Source organism: Mycobacterium senriense (assembly GCF_019668465.1).
Lineage (GTDB): Bacteria > Actinomycetota > Actinomycetes > Mycobacteriales > Mycobacteriaceae > Mycobacterium > Mycobacterium senriense.
In genome coordinates this window covers 643,456-662,520 of sequence record NZ_AP024828.1, presented here as the reverse complement: position 1 = coordinate 662,520, position 19,065 = coordinate 643,456, and the positions used below count along the sequence as shown (strand labels likewise).

General features: G+C 67.1%; 18 protein-coding genes and 1 pseudogene. 7 read left to right on the top strand and 12 right to left on the bottom strand.

Annotated features, from left to right (window positions below):
• The first annotated feature begins 14 nt into the window (after window positions 1-14).
• Window positions 15-1,106 (top strand): methyltransferase, encoded by a 1,092-nt coding sequence (locus tag MTY59_RS03220; protein WP_221046239.1) that lies wholly within the window; start codon window positions 15-17, stop codon window positions 1,104-1,106.
• Between the two features lie 2 nt (window positions 1,107-1,108).
• Here the strand turns inward: MTY59_RS03220 and mmsB are convergent, their stop codons facing one another.
• From mmsB to MTY59_RS03205, 3 genes are read right to left on the bottom strand one after another with little or no spacing between them, the layout of a single operon-like run.
• Entirely contained in the window at window positions 1,109-1,993 is an 885-nt protein-coding gene (gene mmsB, locus MTY59_RS03215; RefSeq protein WP_221044395.1) for a 3-hydroxyisobutyrate dehydrogenase, read from the bottom strand.
• Window positions 1,994-2,017: 24 nt separating this feature from the next.
• Entirely contained in the window at window positions 2,018-3,184 is a 1,167-nt protein-coding gene (locus MTY59_RS03210; RefSeq protein WP_221044394.1) for an acyl-CoA dehydrogenase family protein, read from the bottom strand.
• A 12-nt stretch (window positions 3,185-3,196) separates the two neighbouring features.
• The gene (locus MTY59_RS03205; protein WP_221044393.1) at window positions 3,197-4,717 is read right to left on the bottom strand and encodes a CoA-acylating methylmalonate-semialdehyde dehydrogenase; all 1,521 of its coding nucleotides are present in this window, start codon (window positions 4,715-4,717) and stop codon (window positions 3,197-3,199) included.
• Window positions 4,718-4,820: 103 nt separating this feature from the next.
• Here MTY59_RS03205 and MTY59_RS03200 point away from each other — a divergent pair, with 103 nt between their 5' ends.
• The 6 genes from MTY59_RS03200 to MTY59_RS03175 are packed head-to-tail and all read left to right on the top strand — an operon-like array spanning window position 4,821 to window position 9,275.
• Window positions 4,821-6,236 (top strand): NAD(P)-binding protein, encoded by a 1,416-nt coding sequence (locus MTY59_RS03200; RefSeq protein WP_221044392.1) that lies wholly within the window; start codon window positions 4,821-4,823, stop codon window positions 6,234-6,236.
• A gap of 42 nt (window positions 6,237-6,278) precedes the next feature.
• Entirely contained in the window at window positions 6,279-6,827 is a 549-nt protein-coding gene (locus MTY59_RS03195; RefSeq protein WP_221044391.1) for an RNA polymerase sigma factor, read from the top strand.
• Window positions 6,824-7,531 (top strand): QcrA and Rieske domain-containing protein, encoded by a 708-nt coding sequence (locus tag MTY59_RS03190; protein ID WP_221044390.1) that lies wholly within the window; start codon window positions 6,824-6,826, stop codon window positions 7,529-7,531. The genes MTY59_RS03195 and MTY59_RS03190 overlap by 4 nt, the downstream gene beginning before the upstream one ends.
• 42 nt (window positions 7,532-7,573) lie before the next feature.
• Window positions 7,574-7,957: a cupredoxin domain-containing protein gene (locus MTY59_RS03185; RefSeq protein ID WP_250160708.1), complete on the top strand. Its 384-nt coding sequence runs from the start codon at window positions 7,574-7,576 to the stop codon at window positions 7,955-7,957.
• On the top strand, window positions 7,957-8,886 hold the full coding sequence (locus MTY59_RS03180) for a metallophosphoesterase family protein (protein WP_221044389.1): 930 nt from the start codon (window positions 7,957-7,959) through the stop codon (window positions 8,884-8,886). The genes MTY59_RS03185 and MTY59_RS03180 overlap by 1 nt, the downstream gene beginning before the upstream one ends.
• Window positions 8,883-9,275, top strand: a complete 393-nt coding sequence (locus tag MTY59_RS03175) for a hypothetical protein (protein WP_221044388.1) — start codon at window positions 8,883-8,885, stop codon at window positions 9,273-9,275. Before MTY59_RS03180 ends, MTY59_RS03175 begins: the two co-directional genes overlap by 4 nt.
• Here MTY59_RS03175 and MTY59_RS27165 read toward each other — a convergent pair.
• From MTY59_RS27165 to MTY59_RS03135, 9 genes and pseudogenes are all read right to left on the bottom strand, one after another.
• Window positions 9,208-9,456: pseudogene (locus MTY59_RS27165) on the bottom strand (acyltransferase family protein); the annotation flags it as partial. The gene MTY59_RS03175 and the pseudogene MTY59_RS27165 sit on opposite strands and share 68 nt — an antisense overlap.
• A 120-nt stretch (window positions 9,457-9,576) precedes the next feature.
• Complete coding sequence (locus MTY59_RS03170; RefSeq protein WP_221044387.1) at window positions 9,577-10,713, bottom strand: acyltransferase family protein; 1,137 nt, start codon at window positions 10,711-10,713, stop codon at window positions 9,577-9,579.
• An 88-nt stretch (window positions 10,714-10,801) separates the two neighbouring features.
• Window positions 10,802-11,995 (bottom strand): acyltransferase family protein, encoded by a 1,194-nt coding sequence (locus tag MTY59_RS03165; RefSeq protein WP_221044386.1) that lies wholly within the window; start codon window positions 11,993-11,995, stop codon window positions 10,802-10,804.
• A gap of 239 nt (window positions 11,996-12,234) precedes the next feature.
• Window positions 12,235-12,840 carry a dTDP-4-dehydrorhamnose 3,5-epimerase gene (rfbC, locus tag MTY59_RS03160; protein ID WP_064950313.1) on the bottom strand — a complete coding sequence of 202 codons (606 nt, stop codon included), beginning with the start codon at window positions 12,838-12,840 and terminating at the stop codon, window positions 12,235-12,237.
• A gap of 1 nt (window position 12,841) precedes the next feature.
• Window positions 12,842-13,837 (bottom strand): dTDP-glucose 4,6-dehydratase, encoded by a 996-nt coding sequence (rfbB, locus tag MTY59_RS03155; protein WP_221044385.1) that lies wholly within the window; start codon window positions 13,835-13,837, stop codon window positions 12,842-12,844.
• A gap of 26 nt (window positions 13,838-13,863) precedes the next feature.
• Window positions 13,864-14,730, bottom strand: coding sequence for an LLM class F420-dependent oxidoreductase (locus tag MTY59_RS03150; protein WP_221044384.1), 867 nt, complete (start codon window positions 14,728-14,730; stop codon window positions 13,864-13,866).
• 20 nt (window positions 14,731-14,750) lie between these two features.
• Window positions 14,751-15,599 carry an LLM class F420-dependent oxidoreductase gene (locus MTY59_RS03145; RefSeq protein WP_221044383.1) on the bottom strand — a complete coding sequence of 283 codons (849 nt, stop codon included), beginning with the start codon at window positions 15,597-15,599 and terminating at the stop codon, window positions 14,751-14,753.
• A 28-nt stretch (window positions 15,600-15,627) separates the two neighbouring features.
• Window positions 15,628-17,172: an ATP-binding protein gene (locus tag MTY59_RS03140; RefSeq protein WP_221044382.1), complete on the bottom strand. Its 1,545-nt coding sequence runs from the start codon at window positions 17,170-17,172 to the stop codon at window positions 15,628-15,630.
• Window positions 17,169-18,851: an NAD(P)/FAD-dependent oxidoreductase gene (locus tag MTY59_RS03135; protein WP_221044381.1), complete on the bottom strand. Its 1,683-nt coding sequence runs from the start codon at window positions 18,849-18,851 to the stop codon at window positions 17,169-17,171. The genes MTY59_RS03140 and MTY59_RS03135 overlap by 4 nt, the downstream gene beginning before the upstream one ends.
• Window positions 18,852-19,065: the final 214 nt, after the last annotated feature.

The following is a 19,065-nucleotide window of genomic DNA, read 5'->3' as shown; positions in this document are numbered from 1 at the left end:
TCGGAGGTGAGATGATGCCGACAAGCGCCAAGTTGCCGCCGCCCCGGCTGGCCCGCGTTGTCGAATGGATCCGCCATCTCCTGTACCGGCTACATCAACGGCTGGTACCCCCGCCGGCGGCGATGATGGAAATGATCACCGCCACTTGGACTTCGCAGGCGATCACGGTGGCGGCCCAATTGCGCATCGCCGATGCGCTGGCCATCGGCCCGCTGCCGATCGAGGACCTGGCAGACCGGGTGGGCGCGGACGCCGACGCGCTGCGCCGGTTGCTGCGCGCCCTGATCGGCCGGGGGGTTTTCCGCCGCCGCCGCGATGGCCGCTATGAGCTGAATTCCCTTGCGGCGACACTATGTTCGGATGCACCGGTGTCGACGACATCCGCGGCACGGTTCTATGGGTCGCGGGAGCAGCGCGAACGATGGACCCTGCTCGTTGATTCGGTCCGCACCGGCCTCTCGGTCGTCCCGGCGCTGCACGGCAAGGACAGCTTCGAATACTTCGCCGACGAGCCCGAGCTCGCCGAGCTCTTCAACCAGACGATGACCAACATCTCGGAGCTGACCACAGCGTCCGTCATCGCCGGTTACGACTTCAGCACCTACCCCACCATCGTCGACGTCGGCGGTGGTCACGGACCGCTGCTGGCCGCCGTCCTCGCGGCTGCGCCCGCTTCCCGCGGCGTGCTATACGACTTGCCATCGGTCGTCGCGAGCGCGCGCCCACTATTGGAAAAGCACCGTGTCGCCGACCGGGTGCGCATCGCACACGGATCGTTTTTCGACACTGTTCCGGCTGGTGGTGACGCCTACATCCTCAAGAACATCATTCACGACTGGTGCGACGAGACGGCGGTCCGGATCCTGCGCAATGTTCGCCAAGCGGCGGGCCCGCGAGCCAAGGTGCTCCTGGTCGAAATGGTCATCCCGGACAACGACCGCGACTTCCCGGGAAACTGGGTGGACCTGGAGATGCTGTTGAATCTGGGGGCTCGGGAACGCACGGCAGCCGAGTACCGATATCTGCTGAGCCAAGCGGGGTTTGAGATGACCAGGATGGTACGAACCGCTTCACCGCTCAGCGTGGTGGAAGCCAGGGTCGCATAAGTTCAGCTGCCGCGCAGCATCTCGATGACGGCACTGAAGTCCTTATCGGCGTGCTCGGTGGCGAATTCCGCGTAGATCTCCGCGGCGTGCGTACCCAGCGGCGCCGCAGCACCACTGGAGGTCACCGCGTCCATCGCCAGGCCGAGGTCCTTGTTCATCAGCGCGGTGGCAAAGCCGGGCTTGAAGTCGTTGTTGGCCGGGGAGGTCGGGACCGGGCCCGGCACAGGGCAGTTGGTGTGCACCGCCCAGCAGTTGCCGGTCGCCCCGGTGATGACGTCGAACAGGGACTGGGCGGACAAACCGAGCTTCTCGGCGAGGATGAACGCCTCGCCGACCGCGATCTGCTGCACCGCCAGCACCATGTTGTTGCACACCTTGGCGGCCTGTCCGGCTCCGGCCGCGCCGCAGTGAATGATCTTGCCCGCCATGGGCTCCAGCACCGGGCGCGCCCGTTGCAGGGCGTCGGCGTCGCCGCCCACCATGAACGCCAGCGTCCCGGCGACGGCGCCTTTCACCCCGCCCGAGACGGGGGCGTCCAGCTGTGCGACGCCGCTCGATTCGGCCAGCGCGTGCACCTCGCGGGCATCGTTGACCGAGATCGTGGAGCTGTCGATGAACAACGCGCCGGGCCGCGCGGCGGGCAGGATCTCCGCGTAGCAGCGTTTGACCAGCTCCCCGTTGGGCAGCATGGTGATCACCACGTCCGACCCGGCCACCGCGGCTGTGGCGCTGTCGAATCCGGTGACGCCGGCCTCGGCCGCCGCGGACAGCGCCGCGGGGACGGGATCGAATCCGCGCACCGCATGTTTGGCCGCAACAAGATTGGTTGCCATGGGCCCGCCCATGTGGCCGAGGCCCAGGAAGGCCACCGTCAGGTGCTCGGTCATCTGGAGACCTTTCTATGCGGTTGTCTATGCGGTTGCGCGGACCCGTGCGGCTTCGGCCCGGCCGATGACCACCCGCATGATTTCGTTGGTGCCTTCCAGGATTCGGTGCACCCGCAGGTCGCGGACGATCTTTTCCAGACCATACTCGCGCAGGTAGCCGTAGCCACCGTGCAGCTGCAGGGCTTTGTCGGCGACCTCGAAGCAGGTGTCGGTGACGTAGCGCTTGGCCATCGCACACAACTCGACCTTGTCGGGATCGTCAGCGTCCAGCGCATCGGCCGCCCGCCACAACATCATTCGCGAGGTTTCCAGGCCGGTGGCCATGTCGGCCAGGGTGAAGCGGATGGTCGGCTCGTCGAGCAGGGACGACCCGAACGCCTGCCGATCGCGAACATAGGCCCCGGCCTTGTCCGCGGCTGCCTGGGCGCCGCCGAGTGAGCACGCGGCGATGTTGAGTCGACCGCCATTGAGGCCTTTCATCGCGATGCCGAATCCGGCGCCCTCGCCGTCGGCGCCGCCCAGCATCGCGTCGGCCGGCACCCGGACCCCTTCCAGGATCACCTGAGCGGTGGGTTGGGCATGCCAGCCCATCTTCTCCTCGAGCGAGCCGAAACTCAGCCCCGCGGTGCCCTTTTCGATCACGAAGGCCGAGATGCCGCGCGGTCCCTCGTTGCCGGTCCTGGCCATCACCACGTAGGCGTCCGAGGCGCCCGCGCCGGAGATGAACTGTTTGACGCCGTCCAGCACGTAGTCGCCGCCCTGCTTGACGGCACGGGTGCTCAGCGCGCCGGCGTCAGACCCGGCGCCGGGCTCGGTGAGGCAGTAGCTGGCGATGACGTCCATCGACGCCAGCCGCGGGACCCAGTCCTTGCGCTGCTCGGCGGTGCCGAAGGTGTCGATCATCCACGCGCACATGTTGTGAATGGACAGGAACGCGGCGGTGGTGGGGTCGGCGATGGCCAGCTGCTCGAAGATGCGGACGCCGTCGAGCCGGCGCAGTCCGCTGCCCCCGACGTCCTCGCGGCAGTAGATCGCCGCCATGCCGAGTTCGGCCGATTCGCGCAGCACGTCCACCGGGAAATGTTTGGCCGCATCCCATTCCAGGGCGAACGGGGCGAGGCGCTTGGCGGCGAACGCGGCGGCCGTCTCGGTGATGACCCGTTCGTCGTCGTTGAGGGTAAATGAAGCCATCAGGCAGTGACCCTAATCCATTGTGGGAATGACGAATTCGGCGCCGTCTTTGATGCCCGACGGCCACCGAGACGTGACCGTCTTGGTCTTGGTGTAGAAGATGATCGACGAGGGGCCGTGCTGGTTGAGGTCGCCGAAGCCGGAACGCTTCCAGCCGCCGAAGGTGTGGTAGGCCACCGGCACCGGGATCGGCACGTTGACACCGACCATGCCGACCTGGACGCGGGAGACGAAGTCGCGGGCCGCGTCGCCGTCGCGGGTGAAAACCGCCACGCCGTTGCCGTATTCGTGCTCGGACGGCAGCCGCAGCGCCTCCTCGTAGTCGTGCGCGCGCACGATGCACAACACCGGTCCGAAGATCTCGTCGGTGTAGATCGACATGTCCGGCGTGACGTGGTCGAACAAAGTGGGGCCGATGAAGAAGCCGCCTTCGAGGTTGGCGTCACCGAAAGCCAGGTCGTCGCTGGCCCGTTCGCGGCCGTCGATGACCAGCTCGGCTCCCGCGTCCACACCCTGGGCGATGTAATCGCGCACCCGCGCCAGAGCGGCCTCGGTCACCAGCGGACCATAGTCGGCCTTGGGGTCCAGGCTGTGGCCGACGCGCAGGTTATTGATCCGCTCGATGAGCCGCGCGCGCAGCCGATCGGCGGTCTTCTCACCGACCGGAACGGCGACGCTGATCGCCATGCAGCGTTCGCCGGCGCTGCCGTACCCCGCGCCGATCAGCGCGTCGACGGCCTGGTCCAGGTCGGCGTCGGGCATCACGATCATGTGGTTCTTGGCGCCGCCGAAGCACTGCGCGCGCTTGCCGGTGGCCGCGGCCCCGGCGTAGATGTACTGGGCGATGTCGGAGCTGCCGACGAACCCGACCGCCTGGATGTCGGGGTGATTCAGGATGGCGTCGACGGCCTCCTTGTCGCCGTGCACGACCTGGAACACGCCGGGTGGCAGGCCCGCTTCCAGGAAGAGCTCGGCCAGCCGCACCGGCACCGACGGGTCCCGCTCGCTGGGCTTAAGCACGAATGCGTTGCCGCAGGCCAGCGCCGGGCCGGCCTTCCACAGCGGGATCATCGCCGGGAAGTTGAACGGGGTGATGCCGGCGACGACGCCCAGGGGCTGGCGCAGCGAGTAGACGTCGATGCCGGGTCCGGCGCCCTCGCTGTACTCACCCTTGAGCAGGTGGGGGATGCCGAGGCAGAACTCGATGACCTCGATGCCGCGCTGGATGTCACCCTTGGCGTCGGCCAGTGTCTTGCCGTGCTCGCGCGACAGCAGCTCGGCCAGCTCGTCGTTGTGCTTGTTCACCAGCTCGATGAAGCGCATCATCACCCGCGCGCGCCGCTGGGGATTTGTTGCGGCCCAACCCTTTTGGGCTTCGACGGCCGACGCCACCGCGGCATCGATGTCGGCTTGGCCGGCCATGGGCACCGTCGCCTGAACACCCCCGGTGCTGGGGTCGAAGACGTCAGCGCTGCGGCCGGACTGGCCGGCGGTGCGCTGCCCATCGATGAAGTGCGGAATCTGTGTGGTCATGGGGCCCTCGAGTGTGGTTGACGGGCGTAAGCGGATACTTGCATATCCTAGTAACCCGGTTCGACCCTTGGCAAGGTGGGTACCGGGCTAGCCTGACAGCTGTATGCGCACCATCGAGGCCGACTTCCTAATAGTCGGCGCGGGCGCCATGGGGATGGCGTTCATCGACACGCTGGTCACCGAGACGGAGGCCCGCGTGGTGGTGGTGGATCGGCACCACGCGCCCGGCGGGCACTGGACCATGGCCTATCCGTTTGTGCGGCTGCATCAACCCTCGGCGTTCTACGGCGTCAACTCGTCACGGCTGGGCGGCGACACCATCGACCAAGTGGGTTGGAACCGCGGCCTTTACGAACTGGCGACCGCCGGCGAGATCTGCGCGTATTACGAGGGCATCATGCGCCGGGAGTGGTTGCCGACCGGCCGGGTCGGCTATTTCCCGATGAGCGAATACCTCGGCGATGGCCGGTTTCGCACGCTCGCCGGCGCCGACCACACCGTCCGCGTCACGCGCCGCGTCGTCGACGCCACCTACATGCGGGTCACCGTTCCGGCCATGCGGCGCCCGCCCTACGAAGTCGCCGACGGCATCCAATGCGTGCCGCCCAACGACCTGCCCCGGCTCGGTGCGCACGAGCGCTACGTCGTCGTCGGGGCCGGCAAGACCGGCATCGACACCTGCCTGTGGCTGCTGAGTCACGGTGTCGGGCCGGACCGGCTGACCTGGATCATGCCGCGCGACTCCTGGCTGCTGGATCGCGAGACGATGCAGCCCGGCGCGTTGTTCGCCGACAAGCTCAAGGCCAGCTTCACCGCTCAGCTGCGCGCGATCAACGACGCGGCCTCGGTGCACGATTTGTTCACGCGTCTCGAGGATGCCGGCGTGCTGTTACGGATCGACCCGGCGGTCAAGCCCGCCATGTACCGCTGCGCGACGGTCACCCGGCTCGAACTCGAGCAGTTGCGCCGCATCACCGATGTGGTGCGCATGGGCCACGTACTGGTTATCGAGCCCGGCAGGATGATCCTGGACGGCGGCACCGTCGCGCTCGGCGACGACGAGCTGTTCATCGATTGCACCGCGGACGGCGCCGAAAAGCGGCCCGCCACACCCATTTTCCATCCCGGACGCATCACCCTGCAGAGCGTGCGCGGCTGCCAACAGATCTTCAGTTCCGCGCTGATCGCCCACGTCGAAGCCGCCTACCGGGACGACGCCGTGAAAAACGAGCTGTGCGTACCTCTGCCCCATCCGGACACCGACGTCGACTGGTTACGGCTGGCACTGGCCGACTACAGCAACCAGCTGCGCTGGTTCGATGACCCGGAGTTGATGTCCTGGTTGTCCGCGGCGCGCCTGGATCTGTTCGGCCATCTGATCGGCCACCTGCTGCCGTCGGCCTCGGCGAAGCCCCGGGTCCGGGACCGGATTCTGGGCATCGCGGAGTCCGTCTTCTCCGCCACCGCCAGCAAGCTCGATCGGCTGATGGCCGCCGACGCCGCACTCGCGGCGCCCTGACCCGTGTAACCCGAGTCGATATTCATCGGGTAAAGGAGGCATGTGGCGGCACGAAACGAACCCGTCGGCCCGCGACCCCTGCGCGCGGTGCCCGACAGCGATGATGCCGGCTATCCGAACTGGGAAGCCGTCTACTCCGACAACGTGACGTGGGTGTACCGCACGCTGTTCGCACGCGTCGGCAACCAGACCGACGCCGAAGACCTCACCGCCGAGGTCTTCCTCGCCGCGCTGCGGCCGATGCGGCTGACCGCGAGTGTCGCCGAGGTGCGCGCGTATCTGCGGGCGACGGCCAGGACGGTGCTGGCCGCGCACTGGCGCGAGACGCTGGGCCGGGAGATAACCTCGATCGAGGACATCGAACAACCAGCCGAAAGCCAGGACGCGATCAGCACCGCACCGCAACGTGTTGCCCGGGTTCTGGACAACCTGCCGGACCGCTACCGCCAGATCCTGGAATCACGCTTCCTGCGGGGCAATTCGATCAAGGAGTCGGCCGCGGAACTCGGGATCAGCGTGGCCAATGCCAAAGTGCTCCAGCACCGCGCCCTGCGGCTGGCGGCGCAGGTCAACGATGGGGGCCAGCGATGAATGCGCGAGGGCTGCGACGTTATGTCGACGACCTGCTGCGGGGGCGCCGGCCCAGGCCGTTCGCGCCCGACGACTTCGAGGCGGCGCAACTGCGCACGGCCATCGACCTGCGCGCCGCCCGCGAGGGTGGTGACGCGCCGCGCCAGGAATTCGTCACCGACCTGCACCGGCGTATCGCCGAGCAGATGTCCGGCGCGCCAACGGAACCGCCGCAGGTGCGCGGCAGCACGCGCCGCCAGGTCATCGTCGGCACATCGGCCGCCGCCACCGCCGCGGTCGCCGCGGTGTCCGTCGATCGCGCGCTGATCGCAGGGCAAACCGGCGACGGTCGGGCCCCCGAAATCGCCGCCGGGCAACTCACGCCCAACGAGGGCAGCTGGCAGCGCGTCGCGGCCGGCTCGGATGTACCCGACGGCGCGACGCGCGCCTTCGACCTCGGCTCGGTCACCGGATTCGTCCGCCGCGTCGACGGCAAGATCCAGGCGGTCTCCGGGGTGTGTACCCATCAGGGCTGCAAGCTGTGGTTCGACGCACCCGACGACACGTTGCGCTGTCCCTGCCACATCACGTCGTTCTCGCCCAGCGGGCAGGTGCTCACCCACCAGCTGCCGATCGCGCCAAAGCCGTTGCCCGCGTTGATGGTTCGTGAGGTCAACGGGGTCATCGAGGTATTCGCCCCGCCGCGTACCGAGCGGCCGGCCTGAGTGGTGTAACCCGCGGCCCTATCTCTGGGCATGGATATACCCATGCTTCGAAGGCATTCGGCGACCATGGCGGCCGTGGGCGTGCTGCTGTTGGCCGGTTGCTCCCAGTCACGGCCGGTGGCGACCACCGCCGCGCCCACCACCGCGACGTCGATCACCGCGTCGGCGGCTCCGGTGCGCGGCGACCAGGTCACCATCGACGGCTTCGCGTTCGCGCCGGTGACCCTGACCGTGCCCGTCGGGACCACCGTCACGTGGACCAACCGCGACGAAGAACCCCATACGGTGGCCGCCAGCGACGGCTCGTTTCATTCACCCGGCATGGGAACCGGCGCCACCTTCACCCACACCTTCTCCACCGCCGGGACTTTCGACTACGTCTGCTCGATCCACCCGATGATGCGCGGCACCGTGGTGGTGACGTGATGAGTGCCCAGGCAAACGGCATGACCCGCCGCCAGCTCATCCGGCACACGGCATGGTTCGGGGCGGCGGTCGGATTCACCGTGGCCGGTGGCGAGGTCATCTCGCATGTCGCGGGCCAGGCCAAGGCGCAGCACGTCGTGGGCCGGCCCGCCCTGCGGTTCGCCCAGATCAGCGACAGCCACATCGGTTTCACCGGGGCGCCCAATCCGGACGTCGCCGGGACGTTTGGCCACGCGATCGATCAGGTCAACAACCTCGGCTACACACCGGATTTCGTCATCCACACTGGAGACCTCACCCACCTGTCCAGCCCCGAGCAGTTCGACCAGGTGAAGCAGATGATGACCGGCCTCAAGACTCCGCACGTGTTCACCGTGCCGGGCGAGCACGACTCGATCGACGACACTGGTCAGAAGTACCGAAACACGTTCGGTGCCGGCTCCGTCGGCGACGGGTGGTACAGCCTTGACATCGCCGGCGTGCACCTGATCGCGTTGGTCAACACGTTGAATCTGCGCAAGCTCGGGCATCTGGGCGCCGATCAGCTGGAGTTCGTCAAGAAGGACGTCGCGCGTCTTTCCAGCGATACCCCCATCATCGTGTTCAGCCACATCCCGTTGTTCGCGATGTACCCGCAATGGGGCTGGGGCACCGACGATGCCACCCAGGCGCTGAGCTACCTACGGCGGTTCTCCTCGGTCACGTGCCTCAACGGCCATGTCCACCAACTGTTCTCCAAGACGGAGGACAATGTCACGTTCTACAGCGGCACCACCACCGCGTATCCGCTGCCGCGACCGGGTGACGGTCCCGCCCCAAAGCCGGTCACGCTGCCGGCCGGCAAGCTGCGCGACGCGCTGGGCATCCGCGAGGTCAGCTACACCAGAGGAGAGGCCGCCCTGGCCCTGAAGGAGACTGCACTGCAATGACTTTGACGAATATCTTGGTCCGGATCGGCCTGGCCGCGTCGTTGATCGTCAGTGCCGCCAGCCACGCCTACCTCTATGTGCATGGCTACCAACACATTCCGGATATCGGTCCCGCATTCATGGCCCAGGCCAGCCTGTCGTTCGCGATCGCGCTGCTGATCCTGGTCGGCGGTCCCGTGTGGCTGCGCTGGGCCGGTGCCGCGGTCGCGGCCGGCTCCCTGGTCGCGTTCGTCTTGTCGCGCACCGTCGGCCTGTCCGGCTTCTCCGAACGGGGCTGGGAGCCGGCACCGTATGCGGCCGTCAGCGTGGCGGCCGAGGTGGTCACGGTGGTGTTGTGGGGGCTTGGTGGACGCTTTCGGCTTCGAGGGGGCCAGACCACTGTCGTTTGAGCCGGCGTTTGAGTGACAGCGAGGGCCTTTCGATGAGGAACCAGCTTGCCGCCGCCAGCGGCAACGCGGCAATTGCGGCGGCGAGAAAGAGCACGATGGGTTGCAGATGGGCGAGCCCACCCACGGCCAGCAATTGCTGGGCCGGAAACGCGTAGATGTACACGCCGTAGGACAGGCCAGTATCAGCCGGCACACATTCAGCGCGTTGTTTCGCGCATCGAATACCTGCCCGAGAGCCATCGGCCTGCGCCAATGGTATGTCCCCAATGCTGTGGGCGGGGGTGCTCGCTGTCAGCCTGGGCTAGGCGGCGCCCGGGGCCTTCGGAGCCGGCTGGTCAGCCCGGTCCTCGGCCGCGCTGACCGGCCCGGGCTCGTCGGAGCTGGATGCGACGGGAGCCGACCACTTGATCCGAAGCCGGCGCTTGAGGGACATCGAGGGTTTCTCGATGAGGAACCAGCTCACCGCGGCAAGCGGCAGGGTGGTCGCCACCGCCACGAGAAAGAACAGCACCGGGTGCAGGCGCGTCGCGAGCCCACTGACGGCCAGCAATTGCTGGACCGGGAATGCGTAGATGTAGACGCCGTAGGACAGATCGGTGCGCAGTCTCAACCGTTCACTCTTGAGCATCGAGCCCGAGACGATGACGGCGTAGGCCAGCGGAAGCGCGCCGACCACCCGGTAATCGGGCAGCGCCCCGGACGCCACCACGATGACGATGCAGACGGCGACGAGCGACCATCGGGCGGGGATGACGTCCCGCCACTGATACATGATGGCTCCGGCCGCGAACATGATGGCCGAGCGCACCGCCAGCTGCGGGATGGTCCATATCCCGGGGAATGTCAGGGGCGGCAGCACCAACGCCGCCAGTGTTGCCACTACCAGAACCGCGGGGGATACCCAGCGACGATTGGCTAGTCCGGCCACGCCGATGGCGGCAACGAAGAGGTAGCACAGCAGTTCCCAGATCAACGACCACATGGAACCGTTCCAGGCGGGTCCACCCGGCACGCCGTGCAGCGTTCCGTCGATGGTGGGCTGCAGATAAGCGATCGCACTGTTTTTCACGACGTACAGGAGCGGGGCGGTGGACGCGAGCAGCTTGGTGGCCGACCCGCCTTGGATCACCATGCTGAGCGGGGCGAAGACGAACGCGGTCACGAGCAGGCAGATGTAGAAGCCGGGCAGGATGCGCAGCGCGCGGGCGGCGAGGTAGTCGCGCAGTCGTGGGTCGGTGAGCCAGCTCCGGGTGATGAGGAAGCCCGAGATCGCGAAGAATCCGTCGACACCTACCGAGAAGAAAAGCTGCAGGGTCGATTTCGGCGGCATGTGGCCGGTGGTAGGCCATGAGTGGAAGAGCATCACCTCGGCCGCCAGCGCCAACCGAAGTGCGTTGAGCGCGTTTCGTCGCGGATCGAATACCTGCCCTAATTTCATCCGGCCTCCGCCCCCTGCACACCACTCGTCTTCGGCGCCATCGTACGGGCCAAAAGTCGACGGGCGCCGACGCGGGCGGTGGCGTTGATCAGGTCGCCGCTCCGCGATCCTTTGCCGGCAGCGCCGCGTCTTGCGCCCTCACGTTGCCGCGATCATGGCTAGCGGCACCGGGGACCTCCGGCGGCATCGCCACCGCCGCTTGCCCGTGGGTGTCGGCAGATCTTCGTTTCAGTCGCGCCTTGAGCGACCTCGCCGGCTTTTCGACCAGGAACCAACTCGCCGCGGCCAGCGGCAGGGTGGCCAGCGCGACGGTCAGGCAGAACACGATCGGATTGAGGCTGAGCAACCCGAGGACCGCCAGCAGCTGCTGTGTCGGGTACGCGTAGATGTACATGCCGTAGGACACGTCGGTGCGCAACCTCAATCGCTTGTTGTGCAGCAGGGACCCGGAGACGATGACGGCGTAGGCCAGCGGCACGGCGGCGACCACCCGGTAGTCCGGCAGCTGGCCGGCCACCAGCACGATGACCACGCTCACCGCGACCAGCGACCAGCGGGCGGGAATGACGTCGCGCCACTGATACAGCAGCGCTCCGGCGGCAAACATGATCGCGGCCCGGCACGCCATGAAGACGAGGACGATGCCCACGTTGCCGGTCGGCTTGTTGAACACCTCGGGGAAGGTGACGGGCGGCAGCATCGATGCCCCGATGGCGGCCAGCACCAATATCGCCGGGGAGACCCACCTGCGGTTGGCCAGGCCGGCCACGCCAATGGCGGCGACGACCAGATAGCACATGACTTCCCAGAACAGTGACCACAGCGAAGCGTTCCAGATGCCCGCACTGGGGATGTTGAACGGGGTGCCGCCCACGTCGGGCTTGAGCCACAAGACCCCGATGTTTTTGAGGACGTACTCGAACGGCGCGAACGAGAACAGCAGCCTGGTCGGCGAACCGCCTTGGATCGCCACACTGAGCGGGGCGAACACGAAGGCCGTCACGATCATGCAGACGTAGAAGCCGGGCAGGATGCGCAGGGCTCGGGCGGCGAGGTAAGCGCGCAGTTTCGGGTTGCTCAGCCAGCTCGCGGTGATCAGGAATCCCGAGATCGCGAAGAACCCGTCCACCCCCACGGAGAGCAGGAGTTGCAGAACGGCCCGCAGCGAGGGCAGATGGCCCCGGACCGGGTAGGTGTGCCAGAAGATGACCTCGGCCGCGAGCGCTAGCCGCCATGCGTTCAGTGCGTTGCTGCGCGGATCGAAAACCTGCCCTAGCTTCATCGGCGTCCCCCGCCACCCGCATCGGCCGTTGTCGGCATCATCGGCGACATCCTAACGCTAGCGATCCGAGAACAGGGCTGTTCGAGGCTTATCCGAGGATTCTGGCGGTCGCACCGTAGGCCATACTATATACGTGTACAGCAGGCTGATAAGTGGGCGCCACCTTTTGCATCAAGTGAGCTGTGGCCGGCCAATTGCCGTGCCTAAGAGCGTCTCTGGCGGCGGCCGATAGCGCGCCGTCAGTCGCGCATACCGTCGATGAAAGCCGTTGTCTCGTCCCAGGTGGGCAGCAGGCCGGATGCGCGCACTTCCTCGAGGCTGGGCGCCGCGGCATCGCGATCGGACAGGTTGGGCGGCGCGCCGTCCACCAGCGGCCAGTCGATGCCCAGCGCCGGATCGGTTGCGCAGATCGTGTGTTCGCGCTGCGGATTGTATTCCGCCGAGCACAGATACATCACCGTCGAATTGTCTTGCAGCGCCAGGAAGCCATGCCCCAGACCCTCGGACAGGTAGATCGTCCGGTGATCGGTGTCGTCGAGCAGAACCGAATCCCATTGCCCGAACGTCGGCGAGCCCACCCGGATGTCGACGACGACGTCGAACACCGAACCGCGAACGCAGGTCACGTACTTGGCCTGGCTCGGCGGCACCTGGGCGAAATGCAGTCCGCGCAACACGCCGGCCGACGACACCGAGCAATTGGCCTGCCGGACGTCCAGGCGATGACCGGCGAAGGAGCGAAACCCCTTGTCGGTGAGCCATTCGAAGAAATGGCCACGCGAATCGCCGTGCACGGTAGGGGTGATCTCCCAGGCGCCGGGAACTTTCAATTCGCGGACTTCCACGCTACTGCCCACGCTCTTCGTAGCGGGCTTCCGAGGCGTCTTTCAACGGACGCCACCACGATTCGTTTGCGCGATACCAGTCGATGGTGGCACGCAGCCCCTCCTCAAAATCGGTATGCTTTGGCGCCCAACATAATTCGTCATACAGCGTCGACGGGTCGATGGCGTAACGCAAATCATGGCCGACACGATCGGTGACGTGGTCGAAATCGTCGGGCTCGCGGCCCATCATCTGCAGCAGCGTGCGCAACACGGTCAGGTTGTCGCGCTCGCCCTCGGAGCTGATCAGGTAGGTGCGCCCGATCTCGCCCTTGTCCAGAATGCGCCGGACCGCGCTGTTGTGGTCGTCGACGTGTATCCAGTCGCGGACGTTCGCGCCGGCGCCGTACAGCTTGGGCCGCCGGCCGGTGAGCACGTTGGTGATCTGGCGCGGGATGAACTTCTCGACGTGCTGATACGGCCCGTAGTTGTTGGAGCAGTTCGAGATCGTCGCGCGCACCCTATACGAGCGCACCCAGGCGCGCACCAGCATGTCGGCGGCGGCCTTGGTCGCCGAATACGGACTGGACGGGTTATACGGCGTCGCCTCGGTGAACCGCTGCGGATCGTCGAGCTCCAGGTCGCCGTAGACCTCGTCGGTCGAGATGTGGTGCAGCCGCACACCGTAACGTCGCACCGCCTCCAGGATGGTGAAGGTGCCGACCACGTTGGTGTGCAGGAACGGCTTGGGGCTGTCCAGCGCGTTGTCGACGTGGCTCTCCGCCGCGAAATGCACCACCGCATCCGATTCGGCGACCAGCCGCGACACCAGCTCGGCGTGGGTGATGTCACCGACCACCAGCTCTATCGAGTCCTCGACGTCGGCCAGTGACTCGCGCCGACCCGCATAGGTCATCGCGTCGAGCACCGTCACGGAATCCTCGGGGTGTTCGCGGACCGTGCTGTGCACAAAGTTGGCGCCGATGAATCCAGCGCCGCCGGTGACCAGTAACCGCATGCCCAAACCCTAACGGAGCCGATCGGTCAGTTTGCGCGAGTTAGCCCCAGCGGTCCGGCCAATTCACTTAGCGCAGGTAGCAGCGTTGCTTCGTCGTGGTCGCCCAACACCTGGATCGCCACGTGATCGGCTCCGGCCTCCAGGTGTTCACCCAACCGCCGCGCGATGTCTTCCGGGGTGCCATAGGCGACCACCGCGTCGATCAGCTTGTCGCTGCCGGGTTTGTGCACGTCGGCTTCGGTGAACCCCAGCCGCAGCCAGTTGTTCACGTAGTTACTCAGACCCAGGTAGAACTCGACGGTCTGACGTCCGATCGCGCGGGCCTCCTCAGCGTCGGTGGTGAGCACCACCTTGTGTTCGGGCGCCAAATACACTGCACCGCCGAGCAAATCGCGCGCCTTGGCGGTGTGTTCCGGCGTGGTCAGATACGGGTGCGCACCGGCGCTGCGTTGCGCGGCGAGGCCCAGCACCCGCGGGCCGAGCGCCGCGACCACCCGCCGGCTGGTCGGCACCAGGGCCGCGTCGAGTTCGTCGAGGTAGGAGACCAGGGCGTCGTAGGGCTTCACGTATTCCTGGGTGTGCTCCGGGTGGCCGACCCCGATGCCCAGCAAAAACCTTCCCGGATGGCCTGATTCGATCCGGCGGAAGGACTCGGCGACTTCCAGCGCGGGCGCCGTCCAGATGTTGACGATCCCGGTGGCCAGCTGTAGCGACGTCGTCCCCGCCAGGGCTGGGTCGGCCCAGGACAGATCGGCGTCCGGCGATCCACCGATCCAGGCGGCACCGTAGCCCAGCGACTCGATGCCCGCGGCCAACTCCGGGGAGATGGATCGGGTGGGGAGCCACACGCCGAACCGGCCCAGCTCGGGCTTGAGTGAAACTCCCTCGGTCATCTGGCTCCCCCTACGACATGTCAGGACTGCTTCAACCCCAGTGGCCCCGCCAGCTCGGCCAGCGCCGAGACCAGGTTTTCATCCTTCGTCAGGACCTGCACGGGGACGTGATCGGCGCCGGCGTCGAGATGTTCGTGCAGCCGCGCCGCGATCTGGTCCACGGTGCCATATGCCACCACCGCGTCCACCAGACGGTCGCTGCCCGGCCGGGTGACCTCGTCCTCGGTGAAACCCAGCCGCTTCCAGTTGTTTCGGTAGTTGGCGAGATTGAAATAGACGTCAAGCGCCTTGCGGCCGACGGCGCGGGCCTTCTCGGCGTCGGTGGTCAGGATCGCCTTGTGCTCGGGCGCCAGAAACGCCGACGGCCCGATGAGTTCGCGGGCATGCGCGGTGTGTTCCGGGGTGGTCAGGTAGGGGTGTGCCCCGGCCGAGCGTTCCGCGGACAGCTTGAGGACGCGCGGGCCCAGCGCCGCCACCACCCGGCGATTGGCGGGTACTCCGTAGTCATCGAGCTGCTTCAGGTAGTCGGTGAGGGCGTCGTAGGGCTTGCGGTACTCGGTATGCGCCTCGGGATGGCCGACGCCGATGCCCAGCAGGAAGCGGCCCGGGTACGCCTTGTCGATGCGGTGGAAGGACTCGGCCACCGGCTTGGCGGCCGCGGTCCAGATGTTGACGATGCCGGTGCCCACCTGCAGCGTCGTCGTCGCCTCCAGCAGGGGCTCGACCCAGGCCAGCTCGGCGGGTGGTGAACCGCCGACCCAGACGGCGCCGTAGCCCAGCGCTTCGATGTCCCTGGCCTGCTCGGGTGTGACGCCGCGTCCGAACGATCCGAACCGGCCGAGATTGGGTTTGCTCGCTGCATCGGTCATGGTCTTGCCAACCTGCGCCCGGTGAAAGCTATTCCGGGTCGGCCACATCCTCATCGACATCGTCGAGAACGGCACCGGCGACGCCGGCGGCGGGGGGCTCCAGCGGCAGCAGCACGATGAACCGGGTGTCGCCGGGCCTCGATTCCACCCGCAGGTCCCCGCGGTGCTTCTTCACGACGATGTTGAAGGCCAGGTCCAGGCCCAGCCCGGTGCCCTCGCCGAAGGGTTTGGTGGTGAAGAAGGGCTCGAAGATGTGCTCGCGCACGTCCTCGGGTACGCCCGGGCCGGTGTCGCAGATTTCGATGCGGGCCAGCTTCTCGCCTTCCCGGCAGGTGCGGATGGTCAGCGTGCCCCCGGTGTCGCGCATCGCGGCGATCGCGTTGTCGATGATGTTGGTCCATACCTGATTGAGATCGCCTGGATAGCAGGGGATTTCGGGCAGCGTCTGGTCGAACTCCTTGACCACCGTGACCACGGGGTGCGCGCCGCCGTCCTTGCCCGCGTCTTTGGTCAGTCGGTCGGCGAACATCACCAGCGTGCTGCGCAGCAGATCGTGCACATTGGTCACCTGGAACGGGGCCCGATCCATTTGCGAATACTGCTTGGCGTCGGCGACCAGCGCCGAAATCCGTTTGCTCGCTTCGAGAATCTGGTTCATCAGCAGCTCGCTCTCGATGGTGTAGTTGATCCATCGGATCGCCTGCTCCAGCGACGTCGACGCGAGCTCCTCGGTGACGGCGGAAATCCGCTCCAGCCAATCGGTGTCGACGCCGCCCTCGACGAACGTCGGCGCGATGTCCCACCCGCCGTCGATGCCGTGGTCTTCCAGCCAGTCGCCGACGGCATCCTCGCGGTCGGAGGTCTCCAGCGCGCTCAGATGCTGCGAGGCCGACTTGGCGACCTGTTCGGCGACCCGATCCTGCAGCTGCACCAGGGCGCTCAGCGCCTCGGGAGTGATGGTGCCGTCGGCGAGCATCGCCAGCTTTTGCCGCATGTTGGCCACGCGTTCGCGCAGATCCGCAGCCGACCGCGAGATCGCCGCGGCGGGATTGTTCAGCTGGTGCGTCAGCCCGGCCGACAAACGGCCCAGCGCCAGCAGCTTCTCGCGATTGTCGATGATCCGGCGGGTGCGGTCGGTGCCGACGGCGATGCCGTCGAGCAGGTGCACCGCCATGGGGAACTGGTCACGCATGAACTGCGCGAACACCGGCGCGTCCATCACGAAGAAGCGCGACGGCTTGGTCACGTGCACCGAGGCGTCGTAATTCTTCTGCTTGCCGCCGGTGAACGCCCGCCAGGCCCCGCAATACACGCCGCGCTGCGAGGTCCGGTTGGTTTCGATGTCCTGGCCGCCGGAGAGTTTGGTCATGGTCAGCTCGCCGTCGATGAGGACGTAGAAGCAGGTCGCCGGTTCGCCTTCGACGCAGATCGGACCCGGTTCGTAGTGCTGGATGTGCCCGTTGCTGCACAGCACGGCAAGCTGCTCGTTGGTGAGCGCCTCGAACAGGAACAGACTGCGCAGCTCGTCGGGCTCGCAGGGCATCTTGTCGGTCATGGAGTCGGCGCCGGTCATGCTTCGGCCAGGTATCGGTGCACCAGCATGACCGCCATCGAACCCTCACCGACCGCGGCGGCGACCCGTTTGGCCGATGTCGATCGGACGTCGCCGGTGGCGAACACCCCGGGCACGCTGGTCTCGAGGTGATGTGGCGGGCGTTCCAGCGTCCAGCCGCACACGTTGCGCAGGTCCGGGCCGGTCAGGATGAACCCGTGGTCGTCGCGGGCCAGCACACCGTCCAGCCAGTCGGTGCGCGGTGCGGCGCCGATGAAGATGAACATTCGCGCGCAGGTGACGTCCTCGGTTTCTTCGGTCCGGTTGTTGACCAGGGTCAGTTTCTCGAGGTGGCCCTCGCCGGTGGCGCGCCGCACCTCGGTGCAGGTCAGCACGTTGATCTTGGGGTTCGCCTCGATCTGCTGGATGAGGTAGTAGGACATCGACGCCTCCAGCGACGGGGCCCGCACCACGATGTTGACCGACTTGGCCGTCCGCGACAGGAACATGGCCGCCTGACCGGCCGAGTTGGCCCCGCCGATCACGTAGACCTCTTCGTCTTCGCACTCCGGGGCGACCGAGATGGCCGCGCCGTAGTAGACGCCGCAGCCGGTCAGCTCGGTGCAGCCTTCGGCCTGCAGCTGGCGGTAGGAGACCCCGGTGGCGAGGATGACCGCGTGCGCGTCGATCGAGCCGCCGTCGGCGAACCGCACGGTGCGCTTGGATCCGTTCACCTCGAGGGCGGTGGCCTTGCGGGCGGTGATCAGCTCGGCGCCGAACTTCTCCGCCTGCCGGCGGGCGCGGTCGGCCAGCTGCCCGCCCGAGACCCCGTCGGGGAAGCCCAGGTAGTTCTCGATGCGCGAGCTCTGCCCGGCTTGGCCGCCGGTGGCGGTGTGCTCGATGAGCACCGTGCGCAGTCCCTCGGAGGCGCCGTACACGGCCGCGGCCAGGCCGGCGGGGCCGCCGCCGACCACGATCAGGTCGTAAAACTCCTGCGACGGGGTGGTGGTCAGGCCTAGCGTCTCGGCCAGCTGGGCGTCGGTGGGCTCGACCAGGGTGTCGCCGCGTTGGGTGACCACCACCGGCAGCCGCCTGCCGTCCTCGCCGGCCGCCGCGAGCAGCCGCTCACCGGCGGGTTCGTCGGCCATGAACCAGGTGTAGTAGAGGCCGTTGCGTGCCAGGAAGTCGCGGACCTGCCAGGACCGCGCCGACCAGCGGTGGCCGATCACCTTGGTGTGCGGGATGGGGTGCTCGGGTGCGGCCCGCCAGGCGTCCAGCAGGCCGTCGATGACGGGGTAGAACTTCTCTTCCGGGGGATCCCACGGCTTGAGCAGGTAGTGGTCCAGGTCGACGACGTTGATCGCGTCGATGGCGGCGTGGGTGTCGGCGTAGGCGGTCAGCAGCACGCGGCGCGCCGCCGGATACAGGTCCATGGCCTGTTCGAGGAACTCGATGCCGCTCATCTGCGGCATCCGGTAGTCGGCGATCAGCAGCGCGACGGTCTCGCCGCGCAGTTTGAGCTCCTTGAGCGTGCCCAGGGCGTCGGGCCCGGACTCCGCGCGTACGATCCGGTGATCCTCGCCGTAGTGGCGGCGCAGGTCGCGGGCGACCGCCCGGGACACCGAGGGATCGTCGTCGACGGTCAGCATGACGGGCCTGCGCTGTTGCGCCGCGCCGGCCGCGTCTGAAGGGTTGGTCATCGGCGTTAAGTATGCGCTCGTCAGCGGCCGTGTGGGAGGTCGAGGAGGCCGGCCGCATGTCCGCCGCCAGCGATTTTGGTGGAGCGGAATAACCAGGTATCGTGGAACAACGGTGCGGCATCCGCGCCGACTTTTTGTGTGCCAAGTCCCTAGGAATTTCCTGTCACCGGCTCACGTTCCAAGTCGGTGCACTGTTCGCGTCGACTAGGCGCAG